Here is a 15,139-nt window from a genome sequence, read left to right as displayed (position 1 = left end):
ACCGTTCGGGGTGCTGAGCGGTCTTCCCGGTGACCACACCGGTCGTGTTCACGAGGAGACCGTCATTTCCGCCATACGCAAGACCTTCACCGCCGCCGCCGTCGCCACCGCCGTCCTGGCCGGGTCCGCCGCCTGCGGCACCGTGGAGAACCTGTCCGCCGGTCAGAAGCTCGACCGGGCCTTCGAGAAGCTCGGCGAGGAGCGCTCGCTCTCCTTCGAGCTGGACCTGGACACCGACGCCGCGACGCTGAAGGCACTGGACGCCGGGGCGGCGCCCGAGGACGCGATGCCCGACGAGGTCGCCGAACTGCTCGGCGACGCGCGGCTCTCCCTCTCCGTGCGGTCCGAGAAGCCGCTCGGCCGGTCCGGTGAGAAGGACCTCAGCGGCATGGCGATGAAGCTCAGCGGCCCGGACGGCGGACTGTTCGAGTACCGGATGGTCGGCGACCACACCTACCTGCGCGCCGACCTGGAGGCGGTCGGGCGGATGGGCGGCGCCCCCATGCCGTCGGCCGACGAACTGCCCGACAGCGCGGGCGCGTTCAAGAAGCTCCTGGCCGGTGAGTGGATCAAGGTCGAGACGAAGGACCTGGAGGAGGCCGGCGAGCAGGCGTCCGGCGCCGGGGGCGGGGAGCCCTCGGCGGAGCCCACGCTCGACGCCAGGACGCGGAAGAAGCTCACCGGGGCGCTGCGGCGGATCATCGTCCGGGAGGTCGACTTCACCACCTCCGAGGGGTCGGACGGCACCGAGCACATCAAGGCCACGGCGCCCTTCCGCACCCTGATGACCGAGCTGTTCGACGAGATCGGCCCGCTGGCCGGGAAGTCGCCGGTGGGCTCCGGGATGCCGACGGCCGAGGACTTCGAGGACGCGCCGAACGAGAAGGTCACGGCCGACTTCACGCTGAAGGACGGCGAGCTGACCGAGGTCTCCGTGGACCTCGCCAAGCTGGCGGAGAAGCCGGAGGTGAAGAAGTTCGCGCTGGTGCTGCGCCTGGGCGGGGGCGAGAAGGCCACGGCCCCGGCGAACGCCACCGAGGTGCGCGTCGACGAGCTCATGGGAGGCTTCCTCGGCGGCTTCGCGGCGAGCGAGCTCGGCGAGGAGGACTTCCCGGAGGGCGTCGAGGGCTGACCCCACCGGTGCCGGCGGTCCCGGCCGCCGGCACCGGCCGTCCGGCGGGGGAAAAGAGGGTGCGGGCCGGCTCCGTCCGTGTCAGGCTCCGGCGATGCATCGTGAACGGATCTCCCGGCTCGCCCACGCCGATCACCCGATCGCGGCCCCGCTCGACGACGACTCGGTGCGGCGGCTGCTGGACCACGGCGTCCCGCGCGAGGACGCGCGGGTGCTCGACCTCGGCTGCGGCGGCGGGGAGTGGCTGCTGCGCGCCCTGGCCCGGTATCCGCGCCTGCGGGCCGAGGGCGTCGACGTCTCCGCGGGCTCGCTGGAACACGCCCGGGAGGCGGCGCGCGTGCGCGGGGTCCGGGAACGCCTGGTGCTGCACCACGGGGACGCCCGGGACTTCGCCGCCTCCCACGCCTTCGACCTGGTGATCAGCGTCGGGGCCACGCACGCCTTCGGCGGTCTGCCCGCCACCCTCGCGGCGGCCCGCGCACACCTGGCTCCCGGCGGACGCGTCCTGATCGGCGACGGGTTCTGGGCACGGGAGCCCTCCCCGGAGGCCGTCGAGCTGCTCGGCGGCCTCCATGACCTGCCGGCCACGGTGGACCGCGTCGTCGCCGACGGATGGACCCCGGTCCACGGGCACATCAGCTCGCGCCGGGAGCTCGACGACTACGAATGGGCGTGGACGGGGTCGCTGGCCTCCTGGGCCCTGGACCACCCGGACGATCCGGACGGCGCGCAGGCCCTGGCGGCGGCCTCCGCCCACCGCGACGGCTGGCTGCGCGCCTACCGGGACGTCTTCGGCTTCGTCTGCCTGGTGCTGCGCCCCACGTCCGGCCGCACCGGACCGCGCGCGACGCCGTGAGCCGGCGCGGGACCCGGCGGGCCCGCCCTCTTCCCCGGTGGCGGCGTCACCGGCCGGTGACCGTGTCCCAGTGGGCCGTGCGGTCGCACCAGCGGTCCAGGAGGGTCCGGTCGTGGCCCACGGCCAGCAGGCCCGCGCCGGTCGAGGCCCGGTAGTCCTCGACGACCCCGACCAGCGCGGCCGTGGTCGAGGCGTCCAGCATCGCGGTCATCTCGTCGCAGATCAGCCAGCGGGGGCGCAGCACCAGGGCCCGGGCCAGGCAGGCGCGCTGGAGCTGGCCGTCGCTGACCTCGTGGGGGCGGCGGGTGAGCAGGTCGGGGGTCAGGCCGACGGTGTCGGCGAGTTCGGCGACCCGGCCGGGGACGGCCGCACGGCGGCCCGTGGCGCGCAGGGGTTCCGCGATCAGGTCGGTGAGGCGCAGGCGCGGGTCGGCGGAGAGGCGGGGCTGCTGGAAGACGACGCCGACGGCGGTGCGCAGCTCCCGCGGGGCGCGGTGGCGCCAGCGGTGCACGGGGGTGCCGTCGAGGACGACGTCCCCGCGGTCCGGGCGGTGGAGGAGGGCGGCGACCCTCGCCAGGGTGGACTTGCCGCAGCCGCTGGGGCCGAGCAGGCCGACGGACTCCCCGGGGGAGACGGTGAGGGTCGCGTCCCGGACGACGGGGGTGCGACGCTCGTATCCGGCGGTGATGGCGCGCAGTTCAAGCACGGACGTCCTCCGGGGCGGGTGCCGGGACCGGGTGGTGGCAGGCGATCGACCCGGTGAAGGACGGCAGCGCGGCGCACGCGTCGGTGACCCGGTCGCAGCGGGCGGCGAAGGCGCAGCCGTCGGGGAGGTCGCCCAGTTCGGGGGGCAGGCCGGGGATGGGGGTGAAGGCCCGGTCGGGGAGGGCGTCCAGAAGGCCCCGGCTGTAGGGGTGGCGGGGGCCGGGGGCACCGAAGAAGGCCGTGGCGTCGGCGAGTTCGACGATGCGGCCCGCGTACATGACCGCCACCCGGTCGGCGACGCGTTCCGCCGCCGCGAGGTCGTGGGTGATCATCAGCAGCGCCCGGCCGCCGTCGGCGTCGACGTGGCGGCGCAGTTCGTCGACGGTGCGGTCCACCAGGTCGCGGTCGAGCCCGGTGGTGGGTTCGTCGGCGAGCAGCAGGGGTGCGTCGCCGATCAGGGCGAGGGCGGTGGCGGCGCGCTGGGCGAGGCCGCCGGAGAGCTCGTGGGGGTACCGGTCGAGGTGGTCCGGCGGGAACCCGGCGCGCTTTGCGGCCCGTTCGGCGGCGGCGCGCAGGGCGGCGCGGCCCCGGACGCCGGTGAGCTGGGCGACCGTCTCCTCCGTCTGGGAGCGGATGGTGCGCACCGGGGTGAGGTGCGCGGCCGGGCTCTGCGGGACGAGGCCGATGCGCCGGCCCCGTATCGTGCGGGCGAGGGTGCGCTCGTCGGCGGTCAGCAGGTCCAGGTCGCCGAGGAACGCGCCGCCCGCGGTCCGCGCGTTGGCGGGGAGCAGGCCGAGGAGGGCGGAGGCGAGGACGGACTTGCCGCAGCCGCTCTCGCCGATCAGGGCGAGGCACTCGCCGGGCGCCACGTCGAAGCGGGCGTCGGTGACGGCGGCGATCCGACGGCCGCCCGGCAGCAGGAAGCGCACGGACAGGCCGCGCACCGACAGCACGGGGGATCGCTCGGTCACAGCATGAGCTCCGATCGGCGGCGGGGGTTGATCCGCTCCCGCCAGGCTCCGGCGAGGCCGGCGACGGCGAGCGTGGGGATGATCAGGAACAGGCCGGGGAAGAGGGTCGGCCACCACTGCCCGGCGAGCAGGGAGCCGCGGGCGCCCTGGACGAGGGTGCCGAGGCTGGCCGTGTGGGTGGGCAGGCCGAGGCCGAGGAAGGACAGGGCCGACTCGTGCCACATGGCGTGCGGGACCATCAGGACGGCGGCGAGGCCGGCCTGGGGCAGCACGCCGGGCAGCAGGTGCCGGACGAGGACCCGCCGGCGGGAGGCGCCGCCGGAGACGGCCGCGTCGATGTAGGGGCGGGAGCGCAGCGAGAGGACCTCGGCGCGCACGATGCGGGCGGTGGACAGCCAGTGGGTGAGGCCGACGGAGACCACCACCGGCCAGACGCCCGGCCGGAACATGGCGACGATGAAGACGCCGAGCAGCAGGTGCGGCACGGAGGAGAAGGTGTCGACCAGGCGCATGACCGCGCGGTCGGTCCAGCCGCCGAGCGCGCCGGCGACGGCGCCGACGGCGGTGCCGATCACGGTGGCGGCGAGCGCGGCCACCACGCCCACGAGCAGGGAGACCCGCAGCCCGTAGACGCAGCGCAGCAGCAGGTCGCGGCCCACGTCGTCGGTGCCGAAGGGGTGGGACCAGGACGGCGGCAGGAGTTTGGCGGCGAGGTCGACGGCCTGCTGGTCGAGCCGGACCAGCGGCGGTACGAGGAGCACCGCGAGGACCGTCACGGCGACCAGGGCGGCGGAGACGCGCAGGCGCAGGGTGTGGGTGGAGCGGCGGGCGGCGCCGTGCGCGCGCCACGCCGTCGTCGCCGCGACGGCGGTGGGGTCGGCCATGGGGTCACATCTCCTTCAGCTTCACCCTCGGGTCGATCAGCCCGTAGAGCAGGTCGGCGAGGAGGTTTCCGGCGAGGACGGCGGCGGTGGCGAGGGTGGTCAGCGCGGCCAGCAGCGGGAAGTCGACGGAGGTGGCCGCCTCCACGGTGGCCGCGGCGATGCCCGGCCAGCTGAACACGGTCTCCACCAGCAGGGCGCCGGTGATGAGTTCGGGGACGCGGGAGCCGATCAGGGTGAGCACGGGCAGCAGTCCGGAGCGCAGGGCGTGGCCGAGCAGGACGGTGCGCTCGCTCAGGCCGCGGGCCCTGGCGCCGCGCACGGGGTCCTCCGCCAGGGCGTCGCCGACGCCCTGGCGGACGTAGAGCGTGAACCAGGGCAGCTGGGAGACGGCGAGGACGCCGGCGGGCAGCACCAGGTGGCCGGTGACCTGGCCGAAGGTGACCCGGTCGCTGCCGGTGTCGGTGAGGCCGCCGGCCGGCAGGACGTCCAGGTGGAGGGCGAACAGCCAGACGGCGAGCAGGGCGGTCCAGAAGACCGGGGCGGCCTCCAGGGCGTACGCGAGGGAGGTGACCGTGCGGTCGAGGAGCGAGCCGGGGCGGCGGGCGGCGAGGACGCCGAGGACGGTGCCGAGCAGGACGGCGACGGCGAACGCGACGGCGCACAGCAGGACCGACCAGACCAGGCGTTCGCCGATCACCTCGGCCACGGGCTGGCGCATCACGGTGGACTGCCCGAGGTCGCCGCCGAGCGCGGAGGTCAGCCAGTCCCACCAGCGGGCGGTGAAGGGCCGGTCCACGCCGAGGTTCTCCCGCAGCCGGTCCAGGGTCTCCTGGTCGGCGCCGAGCGCGGCGGTGCCGGCGTACGCCTTGACGGGGTCGAAGGGGGAGGCGGCGGCGACGGCGAACACGCCGAAGGTGACGACGAGCAGCACGGGCACGGCGGACAGGGCCCGCCGTGCCGTGAGCCGGGTCATCTCTCCCCAGGGGAGCGCGGTCATGCGTCGGGCCGCCAGTCCTCGACGTTCCACCAGGGGCCGCTGGCGAAGCCGTGCTCGTGCGGTTCGACCTGGGTGGTGAGGTCCTTCCAGCGGTCGGCGAGGACGTACATGTGGTCGATGTGGGTGAGGAAGGTGTAGCCGGGGTTCTTCACCAGTTCGCGCTGGAGGGTGTCGTAGGCGGCCCTGCGGTCCTCGGGGTCCCGGCCGCGGCGGCCGGTGTCGAGGGCCTCGTCGACGGCCGGGTTGTCGTACCGGGCCATGTTGTTGAAGCCGTCGCCGGCGAGCGAGGAGTGCAGCAGGGTGTAGAGGCCGAAGTCGGGGTCGCCGGTGCTGCCGAAGCCGGCGAGGACGGCGTCGTGCTTCATCCGGGGTTCGATGACCTCCCAGGTGGCGCTCTCGACCCTGACGTCGATGCCGGCCTTCTTGGCGTCGGAGGCGTAGGCGAGGGCGTGGTCCTGGCGGACCTTGTCGCCGGAGGGGTAGTAGAGGGTGAAGCGGGCGGGGCGGCCGTCCTTGGCGCGGATGCCGTCCTCGCCGGCCTTCCAGCCGGCCTCGTCGAGGACGGCCCCGGCCTCGTCGAGGTCCCGGGAGCGTTCGACGTCCTTCGCGAACCAGGGGTCGTCGACGGGCAGCGGGCCGTAGGCGGGGCGGCCGGCGCCGTCGAGGATCTTGTCGACCATGGCCTCGCGGTCCACGGCGAGGTCCAGGGCGCGGCGGATCGCGGTGTCGCCGGTGACGGGATTGCCGGTGGGGAGGCTCACGGCGCGGAAGTCGTACGACGTCGCCCGGTAGGTCTTCCTGCCGTCGTCGTCCTTGAAGGTGGCGGCGAGGTTGGGCGGGAGGGTCGCGCCGTCGAGGTCGCCGGAGCGCAGCCGGGTGGCGCGGACGTCGTCGTCGGCGATGATCGCCATGGTGAGCTTCCTCACCTTCGGGGCGCCGCCCCAGTAGTGCGGATTGGCCTCGAAGGTGAGCTTCTCGCCCTTGCTCCAGCCGGTGAGGACGTACGGTCCGGTGCCGATCGGCTTCGTGTTGAAGGAGCCGGTGTTGGGGTCCTGTCCGCCCGCGACGTGCTCGGGGACGACGGGCAGCACCGTGCGGGCGGCGAAGGCCGCGTAGGGGTGGTCGAGGGTGAAGACGACCTTGTCGTCGCCGACCGCCTCGACCTCCTTGATCGCGGCCAGTTCGCTCCTGGCGGTGTTGTTGGTCCCGTCGTCCAGCACGGTCTCGTACGTGAAGACCACGTCGTCGGCGGTCAGCGGCTCGCCGTCGCTGAACTTCACGCCCTCGCGCAGGGTGTACGTGTAGGTGCGGCCGCCGTCGGTCACCTCGGGGAGCGCCTTCGCCAGGGCGGGCTTCAGCTCCATGTCGGCGTCGCGGGCGAGGAGTCCGTCGAAGATCTTGGAGTTGCCGTCCTTGCCGTAGCCGAGCAGGGGGCTGAGGGTGTCCGGTTCGGACGGGACCCCGATCACGACGGAGTCGGCGGACGCCCCGCCGTCCGCGCCGCCGCCGGGCGCCGAGCAGGCGGCGACCGCACCGGCCATCGCGGCCGCGGCGGCGGCGCTCCGTATACGTCGGGTCGTCATCGAACCTCACACCCCTACTGCCTGGAAACCTTTGTTGCATATTAATTGCAACAAGAGGTCGTCCAGGACAGCGGCCCCCCGCTCCCCCGCCCTCGCGGGCGGCGGGAGGGCGAAGGGCCGGGCCGTCCGTGTCAGACGAGAGGGGTGTGGTCGAGGCGGGGGAAGTAGTCCTCGCGGGTGCCGGTGCGGCGGACGTCCCAGGTGGCGCAGTGCAGGGAGCCGCCGTACTCGAAGACGTGCCGGAAGGGCACCGTGAACACCTCGAAGCCCCGGTCGGCCAGCAGATCCTGGAGGGGCTTCTCGTTCTCCTCGCAGACGACCTTGGTCGGGGAGATGCTGAGCACGTTCATGGACAGCCACTTGGAGGACTGGCAGTACTGCGGCATCTCCTCGTTGGTCAGCACCGGCTGCGGGGCCTCGAGCAGTTCCCAGTCGTTGGCGAGGAACATCTTCTCCTCGCCCTCCTTCAGCGGGCGTTCGGGGTTGGTGAGGATCAGGCCGGGACGCAGCGGCACGAAGGTGCAGTCGATGTGGGAGGGGAAGAAGTCCAGCGGGAAGTGCACGGTGTGGACGCGGAAGCCGCGTGGCTCCAGGTGCTGCCTGAGCCAGCGGATGCCCGCCCGGTTGGTGGTCATCGACTCCTGGACGAGGACGTCCCGGCCGAGCCGGCTCATGTCGGCGGCGTCGAAGACGATCTCGTCCTGGGTGACGCAGAACTCGAAGGCGTGCATGCGCTCGTGCCGCTGCTCCAGCGGCCACTCCCAGAAGTCCTCGCGGTACATGCCGTCCGCCATCGAGGGCTTGGGGGCGGCGGTCCACGTCACGCGCGGGTCGGCGTTCCAGTACTCGTAGACCAGTTTGCGGTACGGCTGGTACTCGAAGTAGCGGGCCCGGCGCGACATGGTGGCCTCGACGATCTCGTTGCCCAGGGTGATCATCACGTCGCGCGGGCAGACCGAGCAGTACTGGTTCTCGACCTCGAAGTCGGGAGTGGCCAGCGGGCGGGAGAAGTCGTGCGGGGCGGGACGGCGGACCGTGACGCCCTGGGACTCCAGAAGGCGGACGAGTCCCTCGAGCTCCTCGTTGGCGAGGTCGATCGCCTCCTTGGACTTCGGGCCGGTCGGGAAGGGCGTGCCGGGGGCGCTGCGGACGGCGGGCCGGCTGCCCGGCTCGGTGGGCTCGAAGCAGGCGTTGTCGGCCGAGCCGACGACCATCTCCTCGAGGGGGTCCCATTCGTTCCAGGAGTTGACGACCACGGAGTCGTTCTGCATGGGTGCGGTCACCTGTCTGTGAGGGCGGGGCGGGGCGGGGTGCGCGCCGGCGGGACGGGTCACGCGTCGGCGAGGCTCGCCGGGCGCATGTCGGTCCAGTTCTGCTCGATGTGGTCCAGGCAGGTCCGCCGGTCGCTGTCGGCGAGGACGACGTCCCAGCCGGGCGGCACCAGGGCGAAGGCGGGCCAGAGGCAGTGCTGGCGTTCGCCGTTGACGAGCACGTGGAAGGTGCCGTTCTCGTCGTCGAAGGGGTTGGTCATGTCGTTCTCCCGGTGGGTGCGGTCTCGGCGTCGTCCCGTCGTGCGGCGAGCGCGACGGCGAGGGCTCTGGGTGTGCGGTGGCGGAAGACGGCCGAGACGTCGAGGGCGACGTCCAGTTCGGCCTCGATGCGGCCGACCAGGCGCAGCGCGGTCAGTGAGTCGCAGCCGAGGGCGAACACGTCGTCGTCGGCGCCGACGGCCGTGCGCCCCAGGACGTCGGCCGCCAGTTCGCACAGGCGCCGGCCGTCGGCGTCCGGCGAGGCGGCGGACGGGGCGTGGTGGCGCAGGAAGCGTCCGGTCGGGGCGGTGAGCGCCGGCGCCAGGGTGGTCAGCAGCTCGTGCATCCGGGAGACGACCCGCTCACCGGTCCCCTCGTCGAGGAGGTCGGCGCGGTGGCCGATCTCCAGCCGGAGCCGGCTGCCGGGCGCGACCATGAGCTTCAGCGGGTAGTGGTAGGGGTCGTGGCCCGCCAGCCCGACCAGGCGCAGACCGCCCTCGGGGGTCGGGAGGCCCTGGGCCAGGGGGAAGTTCTCGAAGACCACGCAGCTGTCGAACAGCGGGCCCCGTCCCACGGCCCGCTGCACCTCGGCCAGGGCGAGGTGGTGGTGGGGCAGCAGCACCGCCTGCTCGCCCTGCATGCGGCGCAACAGGTCCGCCACCGGCTCGTCGGCGTCCAGGCGCACCCGGACCGGCACGGTGTTGACGAACATCCCGACGGTCTCGGCGACGTCCGGCAGATCGGCCTCCCGCCCCGAGACCACGGCGCCGAAGAGCAGGTCCCGCTGCCCGGTCAGGTCGTGCAGGCACAGCGCCCACGCCGCGCGGACCAGGGTGTTGAGCGTGACGCCGTGACCGCGGACCGCGTCGAGCAGGGCGGCGGTCTCCGCCTCGGGGAGCTCGACGGCGAGGGTCTTCGGCAGGACCCGCACGCGGGCGGTGTCGCGGCCCGGGCTCACCAGGGTGGGCCCGGGCAGGCCGGACAGGGCCGCGCTCCAGGCGGCGCGCGCCTCGTCCCGGTCCTGCGCGGCGAGCCACTCCAGGTGATCGCGGCAGCGGCCGGTGGCGGCCGGGCTCCCGGCGTCGCCGTCGCCGTCGAAGAGTGCCAGGAGGTCCCGCAGCAGCAGGGACGTGGACCAGCCGTCGGCGAGCAGGTGGTGCGTGCTCAGCACCAGTTCGTGCCGGTCCCCGGCGAGCGCGAGCACGGTGCAGCGCATCAGTGGCGGCACGGCGGGGTCGAAGCGGCGGTGCCGGTCGGCGGCCAGGAGCGCGGCACGGCGGGCGTCCTGCTCCGGACCGTCCAGCCCGGTCAGGTCGTGGACCTGCCAGGGCATCCGGACGTGTTCCGCCACGGCCTGCACCGGCTCGCCCGAACGCCGCTGGAGGAAGGCGGCGCGGAGCACCGGGTGACGGCGCAGCAGGGCGTCGCAGGCCCGCCGGAACCGTTCGACGTCCAGCGGGCCCTCGGTCTCCATCGCGATCTGCACGGTGTAGACGTCGAGGTCCCCGCCGGCGTAGCGGGCGTGGAAGAGCAGCCCCTCCTGGGTGGGTGTCATCGGCAGCAGCTGCTCGACGGGACGGCCGATGCGGGCGGCCAGCCGGGACCGTTCGGCGGCCTCGTCCTGTGCGACGCGGGCCGGGCGCGCGGTGGCGTGGACGACGAGGGCGCGCAGCGCCGCGAACCACAGGTCGGCCAGTTCCGCCGCCTCGGAGTCGGTCAGGAGGCGCCGGGCCCACCGCCAGTGGGCGACGAGCCGGGGCCCGTCCGGACCTTCCTCGACCGCGGCGTCGACCTCGACGACGTGGGTCAGCGGCATCCGCGGGTCGGCACCGAGCGGCAGCACGCCGGACTCGGGAGCGACGTTCCAGTCCTCGTCCCCGGACGCCGAACCGTTCTGCCGGCCGAGGTAGTTGAAGCACAGCTGGGGTGGGGTGAGGCCGGCCAGGTCTGCCGCCGTGCCGCGATTGAGGTGGCGCAGCAGGCCGTAGCCGAGGCCGTTGCGCGGCACCCGGCCGAGCTGGGCCGTGACCCGGCGCACGGCCTCGCCGAGGCGGTCGTCGGACGCCGGGTCGGCGCCGTCGGGGCTCCACCCGGGGACCTGCGGGTCGAGGCGGACCGGGTACAGGGAGGTGAGCCAGCCGACGGTTTCCGACAGGTCGGCCTCGTGCTCGAGCGGCTCGCGGCCGTGGCCCTCGACGTCGATCACGACGGAGGTGCCGCCGGCCTCCGGGCCCCGCCGGGCGGTCGCCGCGAGGGCGAGGGCGGTGAGCAGCACCTCGTGCGTACGGGCGCCGAACGCGGTGGGCACCGTGGCGAGGAGCTTGCCGGTCAGGTCCTCGGGCAGGGTGCGGCGCAGCTCGCCGGCGGTGGCCTGGATGTCCCGGGAGGGCGACAGCGGCGCGTCGGTGAGGACCGGTCCGCCGGCCTCCAGGGTCCGCCGCCAATGAGGGAGTTCGGCGAGGACGTCGTCCGTGTGCGCCGCCCGGTGCAGGGCACCGCTCCACTCGGCGAGCGGCAGCGGCACGGGGTCGAGCCGCACGGTGGCTCCGGACGTGGCGGCGCGCCAGGCGGTGTGGAGGTCCATGAGCACGACGTGCCAGGACACCGCGTCGACGGCGAGGTGGTGGACGGTGACGAGCAGGCGTCCCTGACGGGTGTCCCCCGCGTCGAACCAGGTGACCCGCAGCATGGCGCCGTCGCGCGGGGCGAGGGCGTCGGCGTCCTCCGCGGCGCAGGCGGCGATCCGGTCGCGCAGTTCCTCGTCGTCGGCGGTCCGGGCGGTGACGTCGACCCGCCGCACGGTGCCCGGGGGCGCGGTGCCCGGGGCGGGGTCCACGGCGAGGGACCCGTCCTCGCGCAGCCGTCCGCGCAGTGCCTGGTGGCGGGCCAGGACGGCGTCCACGGCGGTGCGCAGCCGGTCGACGCCGAGGGCGGGCGGCACGCGCAGCAGGGTGGACTGGTGGAAGGCGTCGTAACCGCCGCCGTGCGCCTGCAGGCGTCGCATGAGGGGCGTGGCGGGGACGACGGTGACGGCGTCGGGCCGCGGGCCGACGGGGGCCGGGGCGGTGGACGCCGGAGTGGTGGACACCGGGGCGGTGGACACCGGGTCGTCGACGACCGGGGCGGGCCGCGGGCCGGCGGCCCCGGCCCCCGGGCCGGTCCGCGTCGGCACGGACTGCGCCAGGGAGGCGGCCAGCGCGGCGGACGTACGGTGCGTGAACACCTGCTTCGGCGTCAGCCGCACCCCCGCCTCGCGCGCCCGCGCCACCAACTGGATCACCGTGATCGAATCACCGCCGAGACCGAAGAAGTCCTCCTCGGCCCCCACCGCCTCCAGCCCCAGCACCTGACCGAACAGCCCCGCCAGCAACGACGCGGCGCCACCGTCCGGCCCGGGGACCGGAGCGGCCCCCGGGCCGGTCCGCGTCGGCACGGACTCCCCGGGCCGCTCGGGCCTGCGGGCGTGCTCGGGTGCGGGCAGCGCGGCGCGGTCGACCTTGCCGTTGGGGGTGAGCGGGAGCTCGGTCAGCGGGACGAAGGCCGAGGGCACCATGTAGGCGGGCAGCAGTCCGGCGACGCGGTCCGCCAGGCCGGAGAGGCCGCTCCCGGAGCCGGGCACCACGTACGCCACCAGGCGGGGGGTGCCGCGCCGGTCCTCGCGCACGGCCGCGGCCACCCGGGCGACCGCGGGGTCGGTGCCGATCACGGCCTCGACCTCGCCGAGCTCGACGCGGTGACCGCGGAGCTTCACCTGGTCGTCGGTGCGCCCGCCGTAGACCAGGACGCCGTCGGGCCGCCACCACACGAGGTCGCCGGTGCGGTACATCCGGGCGCCCGGCGCACCGAACGGATCGGCGACGAAGCGGGCCGCGGTGAGACCGGGGCGGCGGGCGTAGCCCCGGGCCAGGACGTCGCCCCCGATGTACAGCTCGCCGGGGACGCCCGGCGGTACCGGGCGCAGCCAGGGATCGAGGACGTGGAGCCGCGCGGCGGGCACGGGGCCGCCGATGGGCACGGCGCCCCGGGGCAGCGGATCGCCGGGTTCCAGGCGGTACTCCGTGCAGCCGACGGTCGCCTCGGTGGGGCCGTACTCGTTGACGACCGTCACGTCGGGGTGGTCCGCACGCCACTGGGCGAGCGACTCGCCGGTCAGCTGCTCGCCGCCGAGGACCAGCTGCCCGGTGGGCGAGTACCAGTCGGAGGAGGCCGTGAGCACCGGCAGGTGGCTGGGGGTGGCCTTGACGAACGCGGGCGGCCGGATCCCGGCGCCGGCCGGGGCGTCGACGCCGTCCAGGTCCACGACGTGGACCAGGCCGCCCGCGGTCAGGGGGCCGAGCATGCCGGTGACGGTGAGGTCGAACGACGGCGGCGAGTGCACCAGCGCCCGGTCGGCCAGCCCGGGGTAGGCGGCGCGGGCGAAGGCGAGGTAGCCGTCGACCGTGCGGTGCTCGACGACCACGCCCTTGGGGCGGCCGGTCGAGCCGGAGGTGTAGATCACGTACGCGGTGTCCCCGGGCCGCACCTCGGCGTCCGGGGCGGGCCCGTCGAACGCCGCCAGGGCCGCCCGTACGGCCGGGTCGCCGAGCGGGACGGGCGCCGGGCGGCCGGCGAGGGCGGGGTGGCCGGCGTCGGCGCAGACCACGGCGGCGGGTGCGGAGTCGTCGAGCAGGAAGGCGATGCGCTCCGCGGGGTGGCCGGGGTCGACCGGCACGTACCCGGCGCCGGCCTTCAGCACGGCGAGCAGGGCCACGACCAGATCGGTGCCGCGCGGCAGGACGACGGCCACCAGGTCGCCGCGGGCGACGCCCCGTTCGGTCAGGAGCCGGGCCAGCCGGCCGGCGGCGTCCTCCAGCTCGCGGTACGTGAGCGTGCGCTCGGCGTCGGCCACGGCCGGGGCGTCGGGGGTGGCGCGCGCCTGCTCCGCGAACCGCCGGGTCAGCGGAACCGGTTCGGGGAGCGCTCCGGAGCCGCGGCCCCACTCGTCCAGCACCTTCCGGCGCTCCTCGGCGGTCAGCAGGGGCAGCCGGGCGACGGGCGCCGTGGGGTCCTGCGCGAAGCCGTCGAGCAGCAGCCGCAGGCGGGAGCCGATCAGCTCCATGCGGTCGGCGTCGAACAGGTCCCTGCGGTAGCTGATGTGGAGGCTCAGCCGAGGGCCGGCGAGGGCGACGACGCTCAGCGGGTAGTGCGTCGCACCGGTGATCTCCTGCCCGCCGGGAGCTTCGGCGGCCCCGGCGTCCCCGGTCTCCTCCTCGGCCCGCAGCAGGGGGGCGATGCGCAGGCCGGGGACGGCGTCGCGCAGGGCGTCCCAGCCCAGGGGCGCGTCCCCGAAGCTGGTCGCGGTGTCGAACAGCGGCCCGTGGCCGGCCAGGCGCCGCACGTCGGTCAGACCGAGGTGCTGGTGCGGGGCGAGGGCGAGCTGCTCGTCCTGGATCCGCGCGAAGAGCACGGCCGTCGGTTCCGCGGGGTCGATCCGCACGCGCACGGGGACGGTGTTCATCAGCAGACCCACGATCCGGCCGGCCCCGGGGAGGTCGGCCGGGCGGCCGTGCACGGTCTGCCCGAACACCACGTCGTCGCACCCGGTGAGCATCGCCAGCAGCAGCGCCCAGGTGCCCTGGACGACCGAGTTGAGGGTGAGGCCGTGCCGGCGCGCGGCCCGCTCCAGCACGCGGCTGGTGTCCTCGGGCAGGGTGACGCGGACCAGTCCGGGCAGTGTCCCGCCGCCGGCCTCGGCGGCGCCCGGCGCGACGAGCGTCGGCCGGGCCAGTCCGGCCAGCGCCTCGCCCCAGGCCCGTTCGGCGGCGGCCCGGTCCCGCCGGGACAGCCAGCGCAGGTAGTCGGTGAGGGGAGCGGGAGGGGCGCCGGTGACGGTACCGCCGCCCGCGGCGTGGTGGTGGTACCGGGTGAACAGGTCCTCCAGCACCAGGGGCACCGACCAGCCGTCGAGCAGGATGTGGTGGTACGTCAGCACGAACGCGTGCCGGTCCGCGGCGAGCCGGACGAGCGCGAACCGGATCAGCGGCGGGTCCGCCGGGTCGAAGCGCCGGCGCCGCTCCTCCTCCAGGAAGGCGACCAGCTTCTCGACGCGGACGGGTTCCTCCTCGTCCGCGAGGTCCAGCGCGGTCCAGGACGTGGTCGCGGTACGGCGGATCAGCTGCACGGGCTGCCCGCCGGCGCGCTCGCGGAAACCGGCCCGCAGCGCGGTGTGCCGGGCGAGCGTGTCCGTACAGGCGGCTCTGAGCGCGTCGGCGTCGAGCCGGCCGGTCAGTTCGAAGGGCGCCTGGACGGTGTAGACGTCCGCGCCCTCGGGGTCGTACAGGGCGTGGAAGAGCATGCCCTCCTGCAACGGGGTGAGGGGCAGCGCGGCCTCGATCGGTGACGGGGCGGTGCTCTGCGGCGCCGGCTGCGAGGGCCGACGGTCCTGCGGGGCGACGTTGGTCTTCACTGTGAGGTCTTCCCGGAAGCGGTCGGCGGCGCGTACG

At 75.0% G+C, this 15,139-nt stretch carries 10 protein-coding genes; 2 read left to right on the top strand and 8 right to left on the bottom strand.

The annotated features are described in order from the left end of the window. Nucleotides 1-13 precede the first annotated feature (13 nt). Nucleotides 14-1,132: a hypothetical protein gene (locus ABTY20_RS00535; RefSeq protein ID WP_351994912.1), complete on the top strand. Its 1,119-nt coding sequence runs from the start codon at nucleotides 14-16 to the stop codon at nucleotides 1,130-1,132. A 94-nt stretch (nucleotides 1,133-1,226) separates the two neighbouring features. Next, the gene (locus tag ABTY20_RS00530; RefSeq protein WP_351994804.1) at nucleotides 1,227-1,988 is read left to right on the top strand and encodes an SAM-dependent methyltransferase; all 762 of its coding nucleotides are present in this window, start codon (nucleotides 1,227-1,229) and stop codon (nucleotides 1,986-1,988) included. A gap of 46 nt (nucleotides 1,989-2,034) precedes the next feature. Here ABTY20_RS00530 and ABTY20_RS00525 read toward each other — a convergent pair whose 3' ends face one another. The 8 genes from ABTY20_RS00525 to ABTY20_RS00490 form a co-directional block, all read right to left on the bottom strand. Continuing rightward, nucleotides 2,035-2,694 carry an ABC transporter ATP-binding protein gene (locus ABTY20_RS00525; protein ID WP_351994803.1) on the bottom strand — a complete coding sequence of 220 codons (660 nt, stop codon included), beginning with the start codon at nucleotides 2,692-2,694 and terminating at the stop codon, nucleotides 2,035-2,037. Further along, complete coding sequence (locus tag ABTY20_RS00520) at nucleotides 2,687-3,664, bottom strand: ABC transporter ATP-binding protein (protein WP_351994802.1); 978 nt, start codon at nucleotides 3,662-3,664, stop codon at nucleotides 2,687-2,689. Before ABTY20_RS00520 ends, ABTY20_RS00525 begins: the two co-directional genes overlap by 8 nt. Beyond that, the gene (locus tag ABTY20_RS00515; protein ID WP_351994801.1) at nucleotides 3,661-4,548 is read right to left on the bottom strand and encodes an ABC transporter permease; all 888 of its coding nucleotides are present in this window, start codon (nucleotides 4,546-4,548) and stop codon (nucleotides 3,661-3,663) included. The genes ABTY20_RS00520 and ABTY20_RS00515 overlap by 4 nt, the downstream gene beginning before the upstream one ends. 4 nt (nucleotides 4,549-4,552) lie before the next feature. Then, nucleotides 4,553-5,521 carry an ABC transporter permease gene (locus ABTY20_RS00510; protein WP_351994911.1) on the bottom strand — a complete coding sequence of 323 codons (969 nt, stop codon included), beginning with the start codon at nucleotides 5,519-5,521 and terminating at the stop codon, nucleotides 4,553-4,555. Nucleotides 5,522-5,541: 20 nt separating this feature from the next. Then, nucleotides 5,542-7,128: an ABC transporter substrate-binding protein gene (locus tag ABTY20_RS00505; RefSeq protein WP_351994800.1), complete on the bottom strand. Its 1,587-nt coding sequence runs from the start codon at nucleotides 7,126-7,128 to the stop codon at nucleotides 5,542-5,544. Between the two features lie 131 nt (nucleotides 7,129-7,259). Next, complete coding sequence (locus ABTY20_RS00500; protein ID WP_351994799.1) at nucleotides 7,260-8,399, bottom strand: glycine amidinotransferase; 1,140 nt, start codon at nucleotides 8,397-8,399, stop codon at nucleotides 7,260-7,262. Between the two features lie 59 nt (nucleotides 8,400-8,458). Then, nucleotides 8,459-8,659 (bottom strand): MbtH family protein, encoded by a 201-nt coding sequence (locus ABTY20_RS00495; protein WP_351994798.1) that lies wholly within the window; start codon nucleotides 8,657-8,659, stop codon nucleotides 8,459-8,461. Then, a complete protein-coding gene (locus ABTY20_RS00490) occupies nucleotides 8,656-15,102 on the bottom strand; it encodes a non-ribosomal peptide synthetase (protein ID WP_351994797.1) in 6,447 nt (2,148 codons plus the stop codon). Before ABTY20_RS00490 ends, ABTY20_RS00495 begins: the two co-directional genes overlap by 4 nt. Between the last annotated feature and the right edge of the window lie 37 nt (nucleotides 15,103-15,139).

Source organism: Streptomyces sp. NPDC126497 (assembly GCF_040302425.1).
Lineage (GTDB): Bacteria > Actinomycetota > Actinomycetes > Streptomycetales > Streptomycetaceae > Streptomyces.
Note: the sequence above shows the minus strand (reverse complement) of the source record. Positions and strands in the feature narration are given on the sequence as shown.

Excerpts from the sequence above, each read along its gene's own strand:
- ABTY20_RS00530 (WP_351994804.1), top strand. The coding sequence starts at position 1,227 with ATGCATCGTGAACGGATCTCCCGGCTCGCCCACGCCGATCACCCGATC.
- ABTY20_RS00515 (WP_351994801.1), bottom strand. The coding sequence starts at position 4,548 with ATGGCCGACCCCACCGCCGTCGCGGCGACGACGGCGTGGCGCGCGCAC.
- ABTY20_RS00510 (WP_351994911.1), bottom strand. The coding sequence starts at position 5,521 with ATGACCCGGCTCACGGCACGGCGGGCCCTGTCCGCCGTGCCCGTGCTG.
- ABTY20_RS00505 (WP_351994800.1), bottom strand. The coding sequence starts at position 7,128 with ATGACGACCCGACGTATACGGAGCGCCGCCGCCGCGGCCGCGATGGCC.
- ABTY20_RS00500 (WP_351994799.1), bottom strand. The coding sequence starts at position 8,399 with ATGCAGAACGACTCCGTGGTCGTCAACTCCTGGAACGAATGGGACCCC.
- ABTY20_RS00495 (WP_351994798.1), bottom strand. The coding sequence starts at position 8,659 with ATGACCAACCCCTTCGACGACGAGAACGGCACCTTCCACGTGCTCGTC.